The sequence below is a fragment of the Actinomadura sp. 7K534 genome, from assembly GCF_004348575.1.
In the GTDB taxonomy this organism is placed as follows: domain Bacteria; phylum Actinomycetota; class Actinomycetes; order Streptosporangiales; family Streptosporangiaceae; genus Spirillospora; species Spirillospora livida.
In genome coordinates this window covers 21,295-37,382 of the sequence record NZ_SMKB01000028.1, presented here as the reverse complement: position 1 = coordinate 37,382, position 16,088 = coordinate 21,295, and the positions used below count along the sequence as shown (strand labels likewise).

Genomic DNA, 16,088 nt, shown 5'->3' with positions numbered 1-16,088 from the left:
AAGGCGGTGGGGGAGGGCCGCGCTAGTCGGCGCGGGCCTCCTCGAAGATCTTGTCGATGCCGTCCGAGTAGCGCGGGGCGCGGGCGGCGGCGTCGGTGAAGCGGGTGAGCAGCCGGGCGAACTCGGCCCGCTCGTCCGCGGTCCAACCGGCCATGAGCTCGTCGAGGTAGGCGCGGCGGAACCGGTCGCCGACCTGCTTGACGCGCCGTCCCGCGTCGGTGAGGCCGAGGTTGGCGCGGCGCGCGTCGACGGGGGACGGGCGCCGCGACACCAGCCCGGCGTCGATGGCGTGCCCGACCAGCCGGCTCGCGGTGGACGGGTCGATCTCCAGGCGCTCCGCGACCGCGCCGACCGTGATCTCGCGGGGCGGGTCGGCCGGCCTCGCCTCGGCGGTGAGGGCGGCGACGGCGTTGACCACCATCAGGTTCGAGATCTGCAGGGGGCGCCCGCCGGTCCCGGCGGGCGTCTGCGCGCGGATCCGCTTCATGAGGTCGGGCTTGGCCCAGGACCGGCGGAGCTGGAGCAGGGCCGCGCCGATGGCGGCGAGGACGGGGTCGGAGCCGGGGTCGTCGTGCGGCCCCGGCGCTCCCGGCGCGTGCCCGGACGTGTCGGGCTCGGCCGCGCCCCGTCCGTCCGGCCGCTTCGTGGCGGGGGTCTCCGTCGCCATTCCAGGTCTCCGTTTCCCGTGCCGGTCCGCTGCCTCCCGGATGCCGCGGCCTCCACTGTAACGAATGTAGTTTGCACATGTTCGGGACCGCCGGGACGCGCGGTTCCCAAGGGACACGCGGCGCTGGAGATCCCCTGGTGAAGGGGGATGTGATGCACTGAACCGCCGGCCGCCGTTCCCCGCGAACCGCCGGAACTTGTCGGCGCGGACGCGTAACATGACACCCGCCCGAACCCGGACGACCCGGGATCAGTAACCACAGAGGGGACCTGATGCGAGCGGCGAACGCCCCCGGTGACCCCCGCGGTGACGTCCCCCCACAGGACACCAGCATGGACGATGGCCCAGCCCCCCAGACCGCGACCGATGATGAGGACGGGACGGACGACGCCGCCTTTCCCGCCGACCAGCTCTCCGAGCGCGACCGCCGGATCCTCGCCTTCGAACGGCAGTGGTGGAAGTACGCGGGAGCCAAGGAGCAGGCCATCCGCGAGCGGTTCGACATGTCGGCGACGCGGTACTACCAGCTCCTCAACATCCTGATCGACCGTCCCGAGGCGCTCGAGTGCGATCCGATGCTCGTCAAGCGCCTGCGCCGGATGCGGACGCAGCGGCAGCGCAGCCGCGCGGCCCGCCGTCTCGGCATCCGCCCCTGACCCCGCGGACCCGCTGCGGCGCCCGACTCGCGCCGGGCGGGTTCTGGCGACGCCCCCGGTGAGAAGGTTCACTGGTCGGGTGAACTCTCCCCGTTCTGTGACGGCCGCCGGCGCCGACGGCCTCGACGCGATCCGCAAGTCCCCATCGGAGGCCGTGCTCGGCTTCGACTTCGACGGCACCCTCGCGCCGATCGTCGACGATCCGGCGTCGGCGCGGGCGCATCCGGGCGCGGCCCCGGCGCTGGCCCGGCTGGCCCCGCGCGTGGGCGCCCTGGTGATCGTCACCGGGCGGCCCGCGGCGGTCGCGGTCGAGTACGGCGGTTTCGAGGGCATCGACGGCCTGGTCGTGCTGGGGCAGTACGGGCTGGAGCGCTGGGAGTCGGGCGTCCTGACCGTGCCCGAGCCGCCGCCCGGCGTGGCGGAGGCCCGCGCCAAGCTGCCCGGCGTGCTGGAGGCGGCGGGTGCGCCCCCGGAGACGTTCATCGAGGACAAGGGGCAGGCGCTGGCCGTGCACACGCGGCGGTGCGCCGAGCCGGAGGTCGCGCTTGAGCGCCTGCGCAGCATCCTTGCCGCGCTCGCCGAACGCACCGGGCTGACGGTGGAGCCCGGCCGCTTCGTGCTGGAGCTGCGTCCGCACGGGATGGACAAGGGCATGGCGCTGCGTTCGTTCATCGCCGACCGCGGCACCCGCCCGTCGGCCGTGCTCTTCGCGGGGGACGACCTCGGTGACCTGGCCGCGTTCGACGCGGTCGAGTCCCTGCGCGCGGAGGGGGTCCCCGGGGTGCTCGTGTGCAGCGGGTCCGCGGAGGTCACCGCACTGGCCGAGCGGGCGGACCTGGTGGTGGACGGCCCCGCCGGAGTCGTCGGGTTCCTCGGCACGCTGCTCGATCAGGCCCCCTGAAACGGCCGCCGAACCGCGGCTGGTCGGTCCAAATCACCCTCCTTGCCCGATTTCTTGTCCCGAAGTGACAAGAATCCTGTTCGGGGTTGTCGCAACGTGCGCGACTCGCGTGGCATGTCCAGTTCACTGGTTCCGGTGGGGCAAAATGTGGCGACTTGCGGTATGTGTGCGGTTCTTCGGGATCGATCGCACGATGATGAGGGGAGGCGGCAATGGACTCCGAACGTGGTCTTCCGCGGCGTCCGGGCGAGTTCAGGTACACGCCTCCCGGGGGAGCCCCGTCGCCCCGGGCGACCCCGGCGCAGGGCCTGCCGTCCCGTCCTCCTTCCCCTCCGCCGGGCGGCGGGACGCCGCCCTCGGGTGCCCCGATCCCGCCGGACGCCCCGGTGCGTCCGATCGTCCAGCGGGGGCCGGTCGACCCGTACGAGATCCCGTTGGATCCCCCCAGGGCGTCCCCGGAGCCGCAGAATCCTCCGCGTGCCTGGGGCCGTCCGCCCGAGTCGTCGCCGCGGCCCGGGGCCGGATGGCCCGAGTCCGGCAGCCGCAGTTCGATGCCCGAGGCGGAGCCGTGGGGGCCCTGGTCCGCCGTGCCCGAGGCGCAGGACGCGTATCCCGAGCACAGCGGCCCGTACGGAACCGAGCAGACAGCCCGGGATTCCGGCGGCGTCGAGGTGCGGCTCGGCCCGCGGGCACGTGAGCGGGAGCGGGCGCGCAGGGAGCGCGAGGCGCGCCGGGCGAGGCGGCGGTCGGGCGCCCGCGGCCTGCCGGTCGCGGCCGGTGTCCTGGTCCTGGCCGGGCTGGTCGCGATCGGGCTCGTGCTGACGCCCGGTTCGGGCGGCGACGGCGGATCGCAGGCCGGCGGCTCCGGGGCCAGGCCGGCGGACGTCGAGCCGCCCCCGGCCGGGAAGCCCCTGGACGTCGGCACGGCCGACGGATTCAGGTACCGGGTCGCCGCGGTGAGCAACGGCCTGAACGAGGACGCGGTGACCGCGTCCCAGACCGCGCTGCCGTCCGGCACGTCGTTCCCCTACATCGACTACCTCCTCACCAACACGACCGACGACGAGGCGCTGCTCCTCTACCCCGGCGACCTCGTCGTCAAGCGCGAACTCGTCGCGCCGGACGCCCGGGAGCGGTGCGAGCCGCAGGGCGGTGCCCCCGACGACATGTGCATCGTGCCGGCCGGGAACGAGGTCGTGCGGCGCCTGATCGGCGGGGAACTGGTCGACGGGGACGGTGGCGACAAGTACATGCCACCCGGCTCGACGTACCTGGTGCGGATCACGGCCGAGGTTCCGGTGGACGATGACCTCACCTCATCGGACGTCGCCCTGTACGTGGCGGAGCAGATCTTCGTGGGCACGGAGCCCGCCAAGCACGTTCCCTTCCCATAACCGGCACTGACCGATATAGGACGCTACGCGGCCCGCCTGCGGGCCGCGTCCGGCGTTCCCTCACCGGCGCCTGATCGTTGAATCTGACAAGCGCCGGTGACAACTCTCTGGTGTTGATCTTGCTGGTTGTCGTGCGGGTGACAAGAGCGGTATACGAACTTGTCGGATCTCGCGAGACTCTGGGGGCGCCTGTGGACTATTAGTCCAATTGCGCCAAAATATGATGAAGTGCGGTAAGTGTGGTTCTCGGGGGAGCCGCGCGCGACTTGGGGAGGCTTGACGGTGAACACGGAACCGGTACTCCCGCGCCGTCCCGGCGAGGTCGGGAACACGCCCGCCCACGGGATCCCGGCGGCCAAGGCCACGCCGGTCGAGGGGACGCCGATCCATCCGCCACCGTCCCTGCGGCCGGGCGCGCGGCCGGGCCCCGGCGCGCGGACCGCACCGGGTGCGCCGATTCCGCCGGGCGCCCCGGCGAACCCCATCGTGCACGCGGCTCCCGGCAGCGCTGAGCCGCCGCGGGTCTGGGGCCGCCCGCCCGCGTCACCCCCGCCCGCATCGCCGCCGCGCGTCCAGGTTCCGGCCTCGGAGGCGCGGCCCGAGACGGAACCGCGCGGCGCCGCGGCCTGGGCCGGTACGTCCGAGGCGCAGGACGCCTACCTGGAGCCGGAGGACGAGGTTCCGTCCACGCCCGGGCCGATGGGCGTCCGGGAGACCAGTGGAGTGCAGGTCCGGCTGGGGCCGCGGGAACGGGAGCTCGAGCGCCGGGCGCGGCAGCGGGCCGCCGGGCGCCGCAGCGGCCTCGTGGCGGCGGGCGTGCTCGTCCTGGCCGGCCTGGTCACGGCCGGGGTCGTCCTGACCGGCGGCTCCGGGGACGGCGACACGGGCACGGTCGCGAGCGACGCGGGACCGGCCGGCGCCGACCTCCCGCCGGCGGGCAAGCCCATCGAGGTCGGCACCGCCGACGGCGCGAAGTACCGGCTCGCCACGGTGGACAGCGGGGTGAACGAAGGCGCCGTGACCACGTTCCATTCCACGCCGCCGTCCGGGACGTCGTTCCCCTACATCGAGTACCTGCTCACCAACCCGACGAAGGACAACGTCCTCCTCGACTTCCCGGGCGACGTGTTCGTCAAGCGCGAACTCGTCACGCCCGAGGCGCGGGGACGCTGCATGCCGCAGGCGGGCGTCCCCGAGGACATGTGCACGCCGCCGACCAAGAGCGAGGTCGTGCGGCGGCTGGTCGGCGGCGGGCTGGCGTCCGGCGAGGGCGGTGACAAGTACATGCCGCCCGGCTCGACGTACCTGGTGCGCGCGACGGTGGACGTCCCCGTCGACAGCGACATCGGACGCGCCGACATGGGGCTGTACGTGTGGAAGCAGCTCTACATGGCCGACCAGCTCGCCAAACCGGCGCCCTTCCCCAGTTGATCTCCCGCGACCCGGGGTCGGCGCCTTCGCGGGAGCCGGTTCACTCGGCCTCGGGGTCGTCGGCGAGGATTCCGTAGAGGCGGCGGCGGGCGTCGTTGACGACGTCCAGCGCGCGGGCCTTCTGCGTCTCGCTGCCGACCGCCATGACCTGCTGGAGCGCGCCCATCAGCTGGCCGATCGCCTCACGGCCGCGCATGACGTTCTCGCCCGCCTCCGCGGTGACCTCGTCCCAGGGGGCGGTGGCCTGCGCCGACGCGACCTCGCGGCCCGTGTCGGTGAGGGAGAACAGCCGCTTGCCGCCCTGCTCCTGGCTGCTGACCAGCCCCTCGTCCTCCAGCATCTGGAGGGTCGGGTAGACCGAGCCGGGGCTCGGCCGCCAGACGCCGCCGGTCCGGCCGTCCAGCTCCTGGATCATCTCGTAGCCGTGCATGGCCCGCTCGGCGAGCAGGGCGAGCAGCGCCGCCCGGACGTTGCCGCGCCGGGTCCGGCGGCCGCGGGCACCGCGTCCGCGGTGTCCTCCGGGACCGAACATCGGGCCGCCTGGACCCCACGGGCCGAACTGGTCCCCGCGGCGCCGACGCTCCCGGGGCCCGCGGGGGCCTCCGTGGTGTCGCATCGTGGTGTCGCGCATCGCGGGCTCCTCAGAACGGTGATCAATTGCGATGCGTCAACGATATATCGCTCAGCCGGGGCGGTGCGGGTCAGGGGCCGGTGACCTTGAGGTTGTCCAGGATGTCCGTGGTGGCGTTGCGGTTGTCGGTCTCCTTGACCCGGATCCACAGCCCGAACTTGCCGCCCTTGTCGGTCAGCCCCACCTCGGTGACGGACGGCGTACCGCTCTTGCAGCCGGTGAAGCGCGTGATCGTCCCGCTGAGGGCCTTGTCGGGGGTCGTGTAGTTCTCCGGCTCGGCCTTGGTGCACTGCGGGTGGACGGCCGCGGACGGCGGGGGCAGCTGCCCGGCGCGCACGTCCGTCGTCACGCCGATGAAAACGCCGGGGCCCTGGCCGTCGCCCAGGAATGCGGCCTTGTCCGGCGTCGCGCGCAGCACCGGACGCGGCTGGGCGTCCTCGAGCCGGACGGTGTTCGGCTCCCACGTCTGCTCGGGCTGCCTGGGCCACGCCTTCGGCACCGCGGTCTTGATCTTGCCCGCGTCGTCGGACACCGCCGCGAAGTCCTCGGGGAGCTCGGGGCCGCCGTCCTTCTTCTCGCCCTCGTCGCCCGAGAACAGCATGCCGAGGACCAGGCCGCCGATGAGCGCGACCACGAGCACGGCGACCGTGATGAGCAGCGGCGTCACGAACCTCTTCTTCGCGGCACCGCCGCCGCCCGGCTGCCCCGGGCCGCCGCCGCGGAGCCTGCTCAGCAGGCCGCCCTGCTTGCCGCCCGGCCCTTGGCCCTGCCCCTGGACCGGTCCCGGGGGGGCCTGGAAACCGGTCGGAGGCGGCTGCCCCGGCTGGCCCGGCTGGCCCGGTCCTGCCTGGCCGTAGGGCGGCGGGCCGCCGGGGCCCGGACCCATCGGCTGCCCGCCCATCGGCGGCTGCGGCGGGCCGCCCGGCGGGCCGCCGCCGTTCTGCGGCGCCCCGGCCGGGAAGACGGCGGTCCTGTTGTCGCCGCCGCCCTCGCCGCCCGGAGGCTGCGGCGCGCCCGGCACCTGCGACTGGAGCGCGACCGTGCGGTCCTTGTCGTTGTCGGGGGAGGTCGGGTTCTCCGCCTGCCCGAACGGGGCGCCCCGGCCGCTCGGGTCGTCCACGATCGTCTGCCCGCCGCCGCCCGCCGGCCCCTGCGGCCGCGGCGGGACGGCCATCTCCGACGTGCCGATGTCGTCCTCCGCCGGCTGGTCGAGCCGCGTCCGCATCTCCCGCGGCCCGCCGCCCGGCGCCTGCCCCTGGACGGGCGTCACCGCCGGGCCGGGGGCCTGGGCGCCCGCCGGGGGACGGGCCTGGGTGCCGTCCCGGTAGAAGTCCTGGACGGTCGCGTCCGCGTTGATCTGCGGGACGGGCGGCGCGGGCGGCGCGGGCGGCGCGAACGACGGCGCGGGCGCGCCCGGCAGCGACGTGGGCCGGAGCGTGGACAGCGCCTCGGCGAACGCCTCGGCGGTCGGCCACCGCTTCTCCCGCTCGACCTCCAGGGCCCGCAGGATCACCTGGTCGAACGCGGGGGACAGCCCCTCGCGCAGCTCGCTCGGCGGCGACTTCACCGGCGCCGGGCCGGGCGCCCGCCCGGTGAGCATGTGGTACGTCAGGGCGCCGAGCCCGTACACGTCGGCGCGGACGTCCAGCCCGCCGCCGAACCGCGCCTGCTCCGGCGACATGTATCCGGGCGTGCCGACCGGCAGCGTGAACGCGCCGGACGCGTGCGCGAGGGCCTTCGCCAGCCCGAGATCGGCGATCAGCACCCGCTCGCCGCCGTCCGGGGCGGACTGGAACAGCACGTTGGTCGGCTTGAGGTCGCGGTGGATCACGCCCAGCGTGTTGATCACCTCGACCCCGTGCGCGATCTCCTCGGCGAGCGCGACCGCCTCATTGACCGGAAGTGGCCGTTCGCGCATGCGGTCCGCGAGCGTTCCGCGGTCCGCGTACGACATCACGAAGTAGGGACGCCCGTCCGGGAGCTCCCCGATGTCGTGCACGCGGACCAGCCGCGCGGAGTCGGCGCGGCGCAGGATCCGGGCCTCCTCCAGGAAGCGGTTGCGCACGTCCAGATCGTCGATCAGGCTGCCGGACAGGACCTTTATCGCTACCTGGGAGTCGAGGGCCTCGTCTTGCCCCAGCCACACAGAGGCGAACGCCCCCGAACCCAGGACGCGATCGATCCGGTAACGGCCAACTGACGGTGGGAAAGACACACCCGTATCATCCCAACAACGGGGTGAGTGTGCGAACGAGCATTGAGGCGGCATGGCATTCGACGAGAGGACCGAGGAGCTGGCGGTCAAGGCCGCTCAGGGCGATCAGAGCGCCCTCAACGAGCTTCTCCGCAAGATCGAGCCGGACGTACTCCGGCACAGCTCTCGCTTCCTGCCGTGCCGGCAGGACGCCGAGGAGGCCTGCCAGGACGCCCTGCTGCAGGTGGCGAGGAACATCCACCGCTTCGAGGGCCGGTCGAGGTTCAGCACCTGGCTGCACGTCGTCGTCGCCAACTCCGCCCGCTCCACCTACCGGTCGCTGAAGCGGCGCTCGGTCGAGCAGGCCGGCGAGCTTCCGCAGCAGCGCCCGGACCCGCGCCGGACCAGCGTCATCGCGGGTTCCCGGGTCGACATCCTGGACGCCATGGAGGACCTGGAGGCCCGCAAGCCCGACCTCATCCAGGCCCTCGTCCTGCGGGACGTCTCCCAGCTCGAGTACGCGGAGATCGCCGAGCAGCTCAACCTGCCGCTCGGCACGGTGAAGTCCCGCATCCACGAGGCGCGGAAGCAGTTCCGCCAGACCCTTGGCGACTCGTACACCTGACGGGCACGCCGACCGTCAAGCGTCGGCAATCACCGCGTAACGGCCTGTCGATGAGGCGTGTACGATGCGTGACGTCTGGGACACCATTCCTGCATGTCATCAGGCCCGGACCCCCGCCATCACCGTCCGATCTTCGTCCTCGGGTGTCCCCGCTCGGGGACGACGCTGCTCCAGCTGATGCTGCACTCGCACGCCCGCATCGCGATCCCGGCGGAGACGAAGTTCCTCCTCCCCGCCTATGCGCGGCGGTGCGAGTTCGGTGACCTCGAAGACAGGGAGAACAGGCGCGCGCTGGCGGAGTGGATCACGACCGACCGGTCCACGAAGTTCCACGCGCTCGGCCTGGACGCCGGCGAGGTCGTCGAGGAGGTCGCCGCCGGGCCGCCCACGATCGGCTCGGCGATCGGCATCGTGTTCCGCGCCTACGCCCGCCGGCACGGCAAGCCGCGCTGGGGCGACAAGCGCCCGAGCTACTTCAGGCACGTCGGCACGCTGCTGCGGATGTTCCCGGACGCGCAGTTCGTCCATCTCGTCCGGGACGGCCGCGACTGCGTCGCCTCGCTGCTGGAGATGCCCTGGTTCGACAAGGACGTCCACCACGCCGTCTCCGCGTGGCGGGAGGCGATCGACCGCGGGCGCCGGCTGGCCGAGCGGCTCGGCCCCGACTCCTACTACGAGCTGCAGTACGAGCGGCTCGTCGCCGACCCCGTCGACGAGCTGACCCGGCTCTGCGCGTTCCTCGGCGAGGACTTCGACCCCGCGATGACGCGTCCGGAGGGCCTGGCGAAGCGGACCGTCTCCCCGCGGAAGAAGTGGCACGGCCGGACGCACGACGCCGTCACGACGAGCCGCATCGGGTCGTGGGCGGAGCGCCTCGACCCCTGGCAGATCAGCCTGGCGGAGGCCGCGTTCGGCGAGCGGCTCGCCGAGTACGGCTACGAGCCGAGCGGGCTGCCGCGGCCGCCCGCGTCCCAGCTCGCCCGGTTCACCAGGACCAGCGCTCACCGCCGTCTCGCGCAGCGCAAGGCGGCGCTGCGCGAACGCTGGAACCAGCACCACGAGCCGAACCCCGTCCGGTGCCTCCTGGCGCCCGAGACCGCCTCACCGGCGGACCGGACGGAGTCGGCGGACTCAGTCCAGGGCGGCTAGCTGGTCGGCGAACCAGCGCTGCGGGGGAAGGGCCGTCGCGGCGGCGGTGAGCCGCGCGCAGCGTTCCGCGCGCTGGGCCGGGGGCATCAGCAGGGCCTTGTGCAGGCTCTCGGCGGTCTGCGACACGTCGTACGGGTTGACCATCAGCGCGTCCTCGGACAGCTCCGCCGCCGCGCCCGCCTCCCGCGACAGAACCAGCGCGCAGCCCCGCTCCGACAGGACGGGCCCCTCCTTCGCGACGAGGTTCATCCCGTCCCGGATCGGGTTCACGAGGAGGACGTCGGCCAGGCCGTAGGCGGCGAGCGACCGCGGATAGTCGTCGTTGACCTGCAAAATCAGCGGATCCCAGTCGGCGGTTCCGAACTCCTCGGTGATCTGCCGCGCGGTCCGCTGGACGGCTTCCGTGTACTCCCGGTACTCGGGCAGGTCGTAGCGGGACGGGTACGCGAACGCCAGGTGGACCACGCGTCCGCGCCACTCGGGATGGTTGGCGAGCAGCTCCCGGTAGGCGGCGAGCCCGCGCACGATGTTCTTGGACAGTTCCGTCCGGTCGATCCGGACGATGAGCTGACGGTCACCCACTTGTTCGCGCAGCGCGCGCGCCCGCTCCACGACGTCGGGCTCTGCGGCGCGTTGGCGCAACGCGTCCGCGTCGATGCCGAGACCATGCACGCCTACCTGCGTGACGTGCCCGTCACACGTGACGGTACGGGCGGCGCGGTCGACGCGTGCGCCGGGCAGCATCTCGCAGCAGTCGAGGAACGCGGAGGCCCACCGCTCGGTGAGGAATCCCGCGTGGTCGGCGCCGAGGATCCCCAGGAGGATCCGCGTTCCGATGTCGTCAGGGAGCAGCGCGTAATACTCCGGCGGAGCCCAGGGCGTGTGCGAGAAATGGACGATCCGCAGATCGGGACGCCGTTCGCGGAGCATCCGCGGTGCCAGCGACAGGTGGTAGTCCTGGATCGCGGCCTTCGCGCCGGGCGCGGCGTCTCGCGCCAGGGCATCGGCGAACGCCGCGTTGTACGCCTCGTAGGACTGCCAGTCACGGCGTGCGCGCGCGTCGAAATGCGGGCTGTGCGGGGTGTCGTACAGAAGGTGGTGGACGAACCACAACGTCGAATTGGCGACGGCGTTGTACGCGCGGTGGAACGTCGCCTCGGGAATGTCGAGCATCCGCACCGCCGCGCCACCGGTCTCGTGGCCCGCGAGGTCGATGCGTCCGTCCGGGGACCGGCGCGCGGCCGTCCGGTCGGCCTCGTTCAGGCTCGCGCACACCCACAGCACGTCCGGGCCCTCGGCCGATGGCTCACGCGCGGCTCCCGCGACGCCGGCGAGGCCCGAGACCAGCCCGCCGCCCCCGCGCCGCATGGTGAGCGCACCGTCCTCCGACAACGAGAACGACACCGGACCGCGGTTCGATGCCACCAGCACTTGGCTCATACCGGAAGGGTCTCAGTTGGGGCCGGGGAGCTTCAAAGTGACCCGCGTGGTTCACACCACAGTCGAAAACTGCTCTGAATAGTGCAAAGCGGTGCGGGTACCCGGCGGAAATGAGCAATGCCGAGACGAGGAAGACGGTGCTCGTCGCCGGCTTCGCCAACCTCATCCTCGCGCTGGCCAAGCTCGTCGCCGGCGCCCTGGCAGGGTCCAGCGCGATGCTCGCGGAAGGCGCCCACTCGATCGGGGACACCCTCAACCAGGGCTTTCTCCTCGCCTCCCTGCGGCGCAGCGAACGCCCCCCGGACCGCCGCCACCCGTTCGGGTACGGGAACGAGCGCTATGTCTGGTCGCTGCTCGCCGCGTTCGGGATCTTCGTCGCCGGGGCCGGGTTCTCGATCTCCTACGGCATTCTGACCATGCTCGGCCACGGCGGCAGCGGGACGAGCGTCTGGGTGGCCTACGCCGTCCTCGCCCTCGCCGCCGTCCTGGAGGGGACGTCCTGGCTGCGCGCCGTGTACCAGGCCCGCATGGAGACCCGCCGGAACCGCCGCGGCCTCCTCGAACACGTCCGCCGGTCGCCCGACGTGACCTTCAAGGCGGCGCTGTTCGAGGACAGCGCCGCGATGATCGGCCTCCTCTTCGCCGCCGGCGGGCTGATCCTCCGCGAGATCACCGGATCGGACTTCTGGGACGGCCTCGGCTCCGTCCTCATCGGCGTGCTGCTCGCCGGGCTCGCGTTCGCCATCGGGCGGGAGAGCACCGTGCTGCTGATCGGGCGCGCCGCCGACCCCGCCGCGCAGCGCGAGATCCGCGCCGAGATCCTCGGGTCCCACGGCGTGACCGGCCTGGCGGAGCTGCTGACGATGCACTTCGGCCCCGAGCAGCTCCTCGTCGCCGCCAAGGTCAACTTCTCCGACGACATCAGCGCCGACGAGGCCGAGGACGTCGCCGGCGAGATCGACCGGCGGCTCAGGGAGCGGCTCCCGGTCGTCCGCCACGTCTTCCTCGACCCCACCCAGCGCACCGCCCGGCCGGAGGAGACGAGCGTGATCAAGGACGCCTCCGGGTAACGTCTCAATCGGTGGACTCACCTGTCTGGCATCCGGTCGAGTCATGTAAAGTCACGCATACGAGCCCAAAGGGCGCTCGGACTAACAACCGAATATTGCTTATCCAGAGGGGTGCAGGGAGCACAGTGGCCGACGGGCCGGTCTTCCAGCCCAGCCCCTCGCACAACTGAATATTGCTCATCCAGAGGGGTGCAGGGAGCACAGTGGCCGACGGGCCGGTCTTCCAGCCCAGCCCCTCGCACAACTGAATATTGCTCATCCAGAGGGGTGGAGGGACCGGCCCTGCGAAGCCCCGGCAACCACTCGGCTGAAGCGCGCTCGCGATCCTGCGGGGCCGGCCGGGAGATGGTGCCAACTCCGGCCTGCGACCAAGGTGGCGCAGGGAAGATGGGGAGAAAGGCCTCGCTTCATGGCACTTACGCCTGCCACTGACCTCGGACCCGCTACCGGTCTCGTCTGCCGCGAATGCGGCAACACCCGCGACCTCGGGCCCTTCTACGCCTGCGAAGAGTGTTTCGGCCCCCTGGAGATCGCCTACGACTTCGGGGGAGTCACCCGCGCGGACATCGAGTCCGGCCCCCGCAACATCTGGCGCTACCGGGGACTGCTGCCCGTCCCGTCCACGGTGGCGGACACCCCCAACACCGAGCCCGGCCTGACGCGCCTCGTCCGCGCCGACAACCTCGCCGAGAGCCTCGGCCTGCAGAGCCTCTGGGTGAAGGACGACAGCGGCAACCCCACCCACTCGTTCAAGGACCGCGTCGTCGCCGTCGCGCTCGCCGCCGCCCGGGAGCTGGGCTTCAAGGTGCTGGCCTGCCCCTCCACCGGGAACCTGGCGAACGCCGTCGCCGCCGCGGCGGCCCGCGCCGGGATCCGCAGCGCCGTGTTCGTCCCGTCCGACCTGGAATCCCAAAAGATCATTACCACCGCCGTCTACGGCGGGACGTTCGTCACGGTCGACGGCAACTACGACGACGTCAACCGGCTCGCGTCCGAGATCGCCGGGGAGCAGGACGACTGGGCGTTCGTGAACGTTAACGTCCGGCCCTACTACGCCGAGGGCTCCAAGACCCTCGGCTACGAGATCGCCGAGCAGCTCGGCTGGCGGCTGCCGGACCAGATAGTCGTACCCGTCGCGTCCGGCTCCCAGCTCACGAAGATCGACAAGGCTTTCCAAGAGTTGATCAAGCTCGGTCTGGTCGAGGACAAGCCGTACCGGGTCTTCGGCGCCCAGGCCGCCGGCTGCGATCCCGTCGCCGCCGCGTTCAAGGCCGGGCACGACGTCGTCCGCCCGGTGAAGCCCGCCACGATCGCCAAGTCCCTGGCGATCGGCAATCCCGCCGACGGCCCGTACGTGCTGGACGCCGTCCGCCGCACGAACGGCGCCGTCGAGGACGTCACCGACGAGGAGGTCGTCGAGGGCATCCGCCTGCTGGCCCGCACCGAGGGCATCTTCGGCGAGACGGCGGGGGGCGTCACCGTCGCGACCCTCCGCAAGCTCATCGGCAGCGGCGCCCTGGACCCGTCCGCGGAAACCGTGATCATCAACTCCGGGGACGGGCTGAAGACCCTGGACGCGGTCGCCCCCGTCGTCGCCCCGTCCGCGAACATCGCCCCGTCCCTGGAAGCCTTCCGCGCCGCCGGCCTGGCCTGAGAGGAGCACCATGAGCACCGTGTCCGTCCGTATCCCGACCATCCTGCGGACCTACACCGGCGGCGAGGCCGAGGTGAAGGCCGAAGGCGCCACGCTGCGCGCCGTCGTCGCCGACCTGGAGTCCAGCTACTCCGGCATCTCCGCCCGCATCCTGGACGACGCCGGCAAGATCCGCCGCTTCGTGAACGTCTACGTCGGCGACGAGGACGTCCGCTTCAGCGAGGGCCTGGACACCCCCACCCCCGAGGGCGCCCAGATCTCGATCATCCCGGCCGTGGCCGGCGGCTGAGAAGGCTTGGCGAGGCCCTGGCGCACACCGTGCGCCAGGGCCTTTTCTCATGTGCGGACGCCCCCGCGCGCGGTCGTTTCGTGCTCGCCACCCCCGGAGCAATCGGGCATTCATGACATAAACACGAAGACGCAGGAATCATCCAAGGTCGGGAAATAATTGTCCGTCGCCTGTGGTGGGGACTCGAATCCCTTACGCGAATCTGTGATTTACTGCCTTCAGTTTGGAGGGGCCTGTCAACGCGCTTTAGTTTGTTGTCAGTTCTTTCCTGGAAGAGTGATGCGTGGGCGCTCAGAAGGGCGCGCAGAGTTCACACAGGAAGGAACGGCATGAAGCGCATTGCGCGTGCTGTGACGATTACCGGGATCACGATGGGGGCGGCCGTCCTCGCGGCTCCTTCCGCGATGGCCGACATCCACATTTACGCCGTGGACAAGGCGAACATCGGGCACAACGGTCCTACCTATGTCGGCGAAAGCGGACCGGGCAACCTGAACTTCAGCAGTGTCACGGGGTCGCCCAAGGCCTCTCCGAAGGTCGGGAACGAGTCGGTCAAGGTCGACGACATCAACACCAACCTCAAGGGCGGCAAGGGCAACACCGTCATCAACGAGGTCGAGGGGGCCGAGCAGGACGAGGGCGAGGGCGCCGAGCAGGCCGCTGCCGAGCAGGCCGAGGGCGCCGAGCAGGCGTCCGCCAGCACGCTGGAGGCTCAGGAGGCTGCTCCGCAGCAGGAGGCCGCCCAGGCGGAGGCCGCGCAGCAGGAGGCTGCTCCGCAGGAGGAGGCCGCCCAGGCGGAGGCTGCGCAGCAGGAGGCCGCCCCGCAGGAGGCCGCTGCTCAGCAGGAGGCTGCTCCGCAGGAGGAGGCCGCCCAGGCGGAGGCCGCGCAGCAGGAGGCCGCCCCGCAGGAGGAGGCCGCCCAGCAGGAGGCCGCTCCCCAGGAGGCTGCCGCTCAGCAGGAAGCTGCTCCGCAGGAGGAGGCCGCCCAGCAGGAGGCCGCGCAGCAGGAGGCCGCCCCGCAGGAGGAGGCCGAGGAGCAGGGCGCCGAGCGCACCGCGAACGGCCACGGCGGCAAGAAGGGCCACGGCAAGGTCAAGTTCGGCCAGTGGATCAAGAAGTCGAACGTCGGCCACAACGGCCCCACCCTCGTCGGCGAGTCCGGCCCGGGCAACCTGAACTTCAGCAGCGTGACGGGCTCGCCCTACGCCTCGCCGAAGGTCGGGAACGAGTCGGTGAAGGTCGACGACATCAACACCAACCTCAAGGGCGGCAAGGGCAACACCGTCATCAACGAGGTCGAGGGCTCTGAGCAGGACGAGATCGCGGGCGCCGCGGCCGCTCAGCAGGGTGCCAAGTAGCAGCTCGCTGAGCACAAGCAAGTCCGGCTTCACAAGGGCGGTACCAAAGCCCTAGGACAAGCCCATCGGCCGCTTCAGACGAACGCAAGTCTGAAGCGGCCGATGCCTGCCCACCCCCCGAAACAAGCCGCGCCCCTTAGCCGAATTTTCGCAATGGCGCCCCGCCTACTGCACCCCATGCTCGCGGTTGATGCGCTCCATAATGTCTGCGATGTCATCCCCGGTGGCTTCGGTGTATTTCTCGACCACCTGCATGGGAATGCGCCCCCTGGTGTTCATCTTGATACCCTGTTCAGCCGCCCAGGTGCGCAGCCTTCTCTTATATTCGTAGCTCGCGATGCGGTGCGCATAGGAGAGGTCGGTCTCCCACTCATCTTTCTCGTAGACACCGGAAATGTTAATCACTCCTCCAGGAGCGCGCACCGTGCCGTGGGCCGCGCCAGAGACGAGGCAAAACCTCGTCCATCATCCCGGCCGCTCCCGGCCTCGCGATGGAGCAGCCCCCACGCCGTAAGACAGCCCCGCTCCAAGCTCCAACGACCGAGGCGCAGCCCACCCCCGTGCGAAGAACGATCGTCCAGAACGTCCCACGCAGACACGCCCGAGACCTCCCCAAACACCCCTCCGAC

At 71.7% G+C, this 16,088-nt stretch carries 15 protein-coding genes and 1 riboswitch; of the genes, 10 read left to right on the top strand and 5 right to left on the bottom strand.

Annotated elements, in window-relative coordinates:
• Positions 1-22 precede the first annotated feature (22 nt).
• Positions 23-667 (bottom strand): MarR family transcriptional regulator, encoded by a 645-nt coding sequence (locus E1266_RS08870; RefSeq protein WP_132045658.1) that lies wholly within the window; start codon positions 665-667, stop codon positions 23-25.
• A gap of 332 nt (positions 668-999) precedes the next feature.
• Here E1266_RS08870 and E1266_RS08865 point away from each other — a divergent pair, with 332 nt between their 5' ends.
• The 4 genes from E1266_RS08865 to E1266_RS08850 all read left to right on the top strand — a co-directional run bounded on the left by E1266_RS08865 (position 1,000) and on the right by E1266_RS08850 (position 5,049).
• Positions 1,000-1,323: a DUF3263 domain-containing protein gene (locus E1266_RS08865; protein WP_207945506.1), complete on the top strand. Its 324-nt coding sequence runs from the start codon at positions 1,000-1,002 to the stop codon at positions 1,321-1,323.
• A gap of 79 nt (positions 1,324-1,402) precedes the next feature.
• The gene (otsB, locus tag E1266_RS08860) at positions 1,403-2,224 is read left to right on the top strand and encodes a trehalose-phosphatase (protein WP_207945505.1); all 822 of its coding nucleotides are present in this window, start codon (positions 1,403-1,405) and stop codon (positions 2,222-2,224) included.
• Positions 2,225-2,775: 551 nt separating this feature from the next.
• Positions 2,776-3,618, top strand: coding sequence for a hypothetical protein (locus tag E1266_RS08855; RefSeq protein ID WP_132045655.1), 843 nt, complete (start codon positions 2,776-2,778; stop codon positions 3,616-3,618).
• A 282-nt stretch (positions 3,619-3,900) separates the two neighbouring features.
• Positions 3,901-5,049, top strand: coding sequence for a hypothetical protein (locus tag E1266_RS08850; RefSeq protein WP_132045653.1), 1,149 nt, complete (start codon positions 3,901-3,903; stop codon positions 5,047-5,049).
• Positions 5,050-5,089: 40 nt separating this feature from the next.
• Here the strand turns inward: E1266_RS08850 and E1266_RS08845 are convergent, their stop codons facing one another.
• The gene (locus tag E1266_RS08845) at positions 5,090-5,581 is read right to left on the bottom strand and encodes a PadR family transcriptional regulator (RefSeq protein ID WP_243718311.1); all 492 of its coding nucleotides are present in this window, start codon (positions 5,579-5,581) and stop codon (positions 5,090-5,092) included.
• A 169-nt stretch (positions 5,582-5,750) separates the two neighbouring features.
• Positions 5,751-7,949, bottom strand: a complete 2,199-nt coding sequence (locus tag E1266_RS08840; RefSeq protein ID WP_279436312.1) for a serine/threonine-protein kinase — start codon at positions 7,947-7,949, stop codon at positions 5,751-5,753.
• Here E1266_RS08840 and E1266_RS08835 point away from each other — a divergent pair.
• Positions 7,948-8,499, top strand: coding sequence for an RNA polymerase sigma factor (locus tag E1266_RS08835; protein ID WP_132045647.1), 552 nt, complete (start codon positions 7,948-7,950; stop codon positions 8,497-8,499). The two genes, E1266_RS08840 and E1266_RS08835, sit on opposite strands and share 2 nt — an antisense overlap.
• A gap of 93 nt (positions 8,500-8,592) precedes the next feature.
• Complete coding sequence (locus E1266_RS08830; protein ID WP_132045645.1) at positions 8,593-9,648, top strand: sulfotransferase; 1,056 nt, start codon at positions 8,593-8,595, stop codon at positions 9,646-9,648.
• Here the strand turns inward: E1266_RS08830 and E1266_RS08825 are convergent.
• Positions 9,631-11,088 carry a trehalose-6-phosphate synthase gene (locus E1266_RS08825; RefSeq protein ID WP_132045643.1) on the bottom strand — a complete coding sequence of 486 codons (1,458 nt, stop codon included), beginning with the start codon at positions 11,086-11,088 and terminating at the stop codon, positions 9,631-9,633. The two genes, E1266_RS08830 and E1266_RS08825, sit on opposite strands and share 18 nt — an antisense overlap.
• Before the next feature lie 110 nt (positions 11,089-11,198).
• On the opposite strand from E1266_RS08825, the gene E1266_RS08820 reads away from it, so the two are divergent.
• From E1266_RS08820 to E1266_RS37840, 4 genes are all read left to right on the top strand, one after another.
• Positions 11,199-12,158, top strand: a complete 960-nt coding sequence (locus E1266_RS08820) for a cation diffusion facilitator family transporter (RefSeq protein ID WP_132045641.1) — start codon at positions 11,199-11,201, stop codon at positions 12,156-12,158.
• Positions 12,159-12,410: 252 nt separating this feature from the next.
• Positions 12,411-12,552, top strand: a riboswitch (SAM riboswitch).
• Positions 12,553-12,567: 15 nt separating this feature from the next.
• Positions 12,568-13,812: a threonine synthase gene (gene thrC / locus E1266_RS08815; RefSeq protein ID WP_132045639.1), complete on the top strand. Its 1,245-nt coding sequence runs from the start codon at positions 12,568-12,570 to the stop codon at positions 13,810-13,812.
• Between the two features lie 10 nt (positions 13,813-13,822).
• A complete protein-coding gene (locus E1266_RS08810; RefSeq protein WP_132045637.1) occupies positions 13,823-14,101 on the top strand; it encodes a MoaD/ThiS family protein in 279 nt (92 codons plus the stop codon).
• A gap of 329 nt (positions 14,102-14,430) precedes the next feature.
• Positions 14,431-15,459, top strand: coding sequence for a hypothetical protein (locus E1266_RS37840; RefSeq protein ID WP_165965990.1), 1,029 nt, complete (start codon positions 14,431-14,433; stop codon positions 15,457-15,459).
• A 165-nt stretch (positions 15,460-15,624) separates the two neighbouring features.
• Here E1266_RS37840 and E1266_RS08800 read toward each other — a convergent pair whose 3' ends face one another.
• Positions 15,625-15,864: a histone-like nucleoid-structuring protein Lsr2 gene (locus E1266_RS08800; RefSeq protein WP_165965989.1), complete on the bottom strand. Its 240-nt coding sequence runs from the start codon at positions 15,862-15,864 to the stop codon at positions 15,625-15,627.
• Between the last annotated feature and the right edge of the window lie 224 nt (positions 15,865-16,088).

What these genes read in the sequence shown, in the direction of transcription:
- E1266_RS08870 (WP_132045658.1), bottom strand. Translation starts at nt 667, where the DNA reads ATGGCGACGGAGACCCCCGCCACGAAGCGGCCGGACGGACGGGGCGCG.
- E1266_RS08865 (WP_207945506.1), top strand. Translation starts at nt 1,000, where the DNA reads ATGGACGATGGCCCAGCCCCCCAGACCGCGACCGATGATGAGGACGGG.
- E1266_RS08855 (WP_132045655.1), top strand. Translation starts at nt 2,776, where the DNA reads ATGCCCGAGGCGGAGCCGTGGGGGCCCTGGTCCGCCGTGCCCGAGGCG.
- E1266_RS08845 (WP_243718311.1), bottom strand. Translation starts at nt 5,581, where the DNA reads ATGTTCGGTCCCGGAGGACACCGCGGACGCGGTGCCCGCGGCCGCCGG.
- E1266_RS08835 (WP_132045647.1), top strand. Translation starts at nt 7,948, where the DNA reads ATGGCATTCGACGAGAGGACCGAGGAGCTGGCGGTCAAGGCCGCTCAG.
- E1266_RS08840 (WP_279436312.1), bottom strand. Translation starts at nt 7,949, where the DNA reads ATGCCGCCTCAATGCTCGTTCGCACACTCACCCCGTTGTTGGGATGAT.
- E1266_RS08830 (WP_132045645.1), top strand. Translation starts at nt 8,593, where the DNA reads ATGTCATCAGGCCCGGACCCCCGCCATCACCGTCCGATCTTCGTCCTC.
- E1266_RS08825 (WP_132045643.1), bottom strand. Translation starts at nt 11,088, where the DNA reads ATGAGCCAAGTGCTGGTGGCATCGAACCGCGGTCCGGTGTCGTTCTCG.
- E1266_RS08820 (WP_132045641.1), top strand. Translation starts at nt 11,199, where the DNA reads ATGAGCAATGCCGAGACGAGGAAGACGGTGCTCGTCGCCGGCTTCGCC.
- thrC (WP_132045639.1), top strand. Translation starts at nt 12,568, where the DNA reads ATGGCACTTACGCCTGCCACTGACCTCGGACCCGCTACCGGTCTCGTC.
- E1266_RS08810 (WP_132045637.1), top strand. Translation starts at nt 13,823, where the DNA reads ATGAGCACCGTGTCCGTCCGTATCCCGACCATCCTGCGGACCTACACC.
- E1266_RS37840 (WP_165965990.1), top strand. Translation starts at nt 14,431, where the DNA reads ATGAAGCGCATTGCGCGTGCTGTGACGATTACCGGGATCACGATGGGG.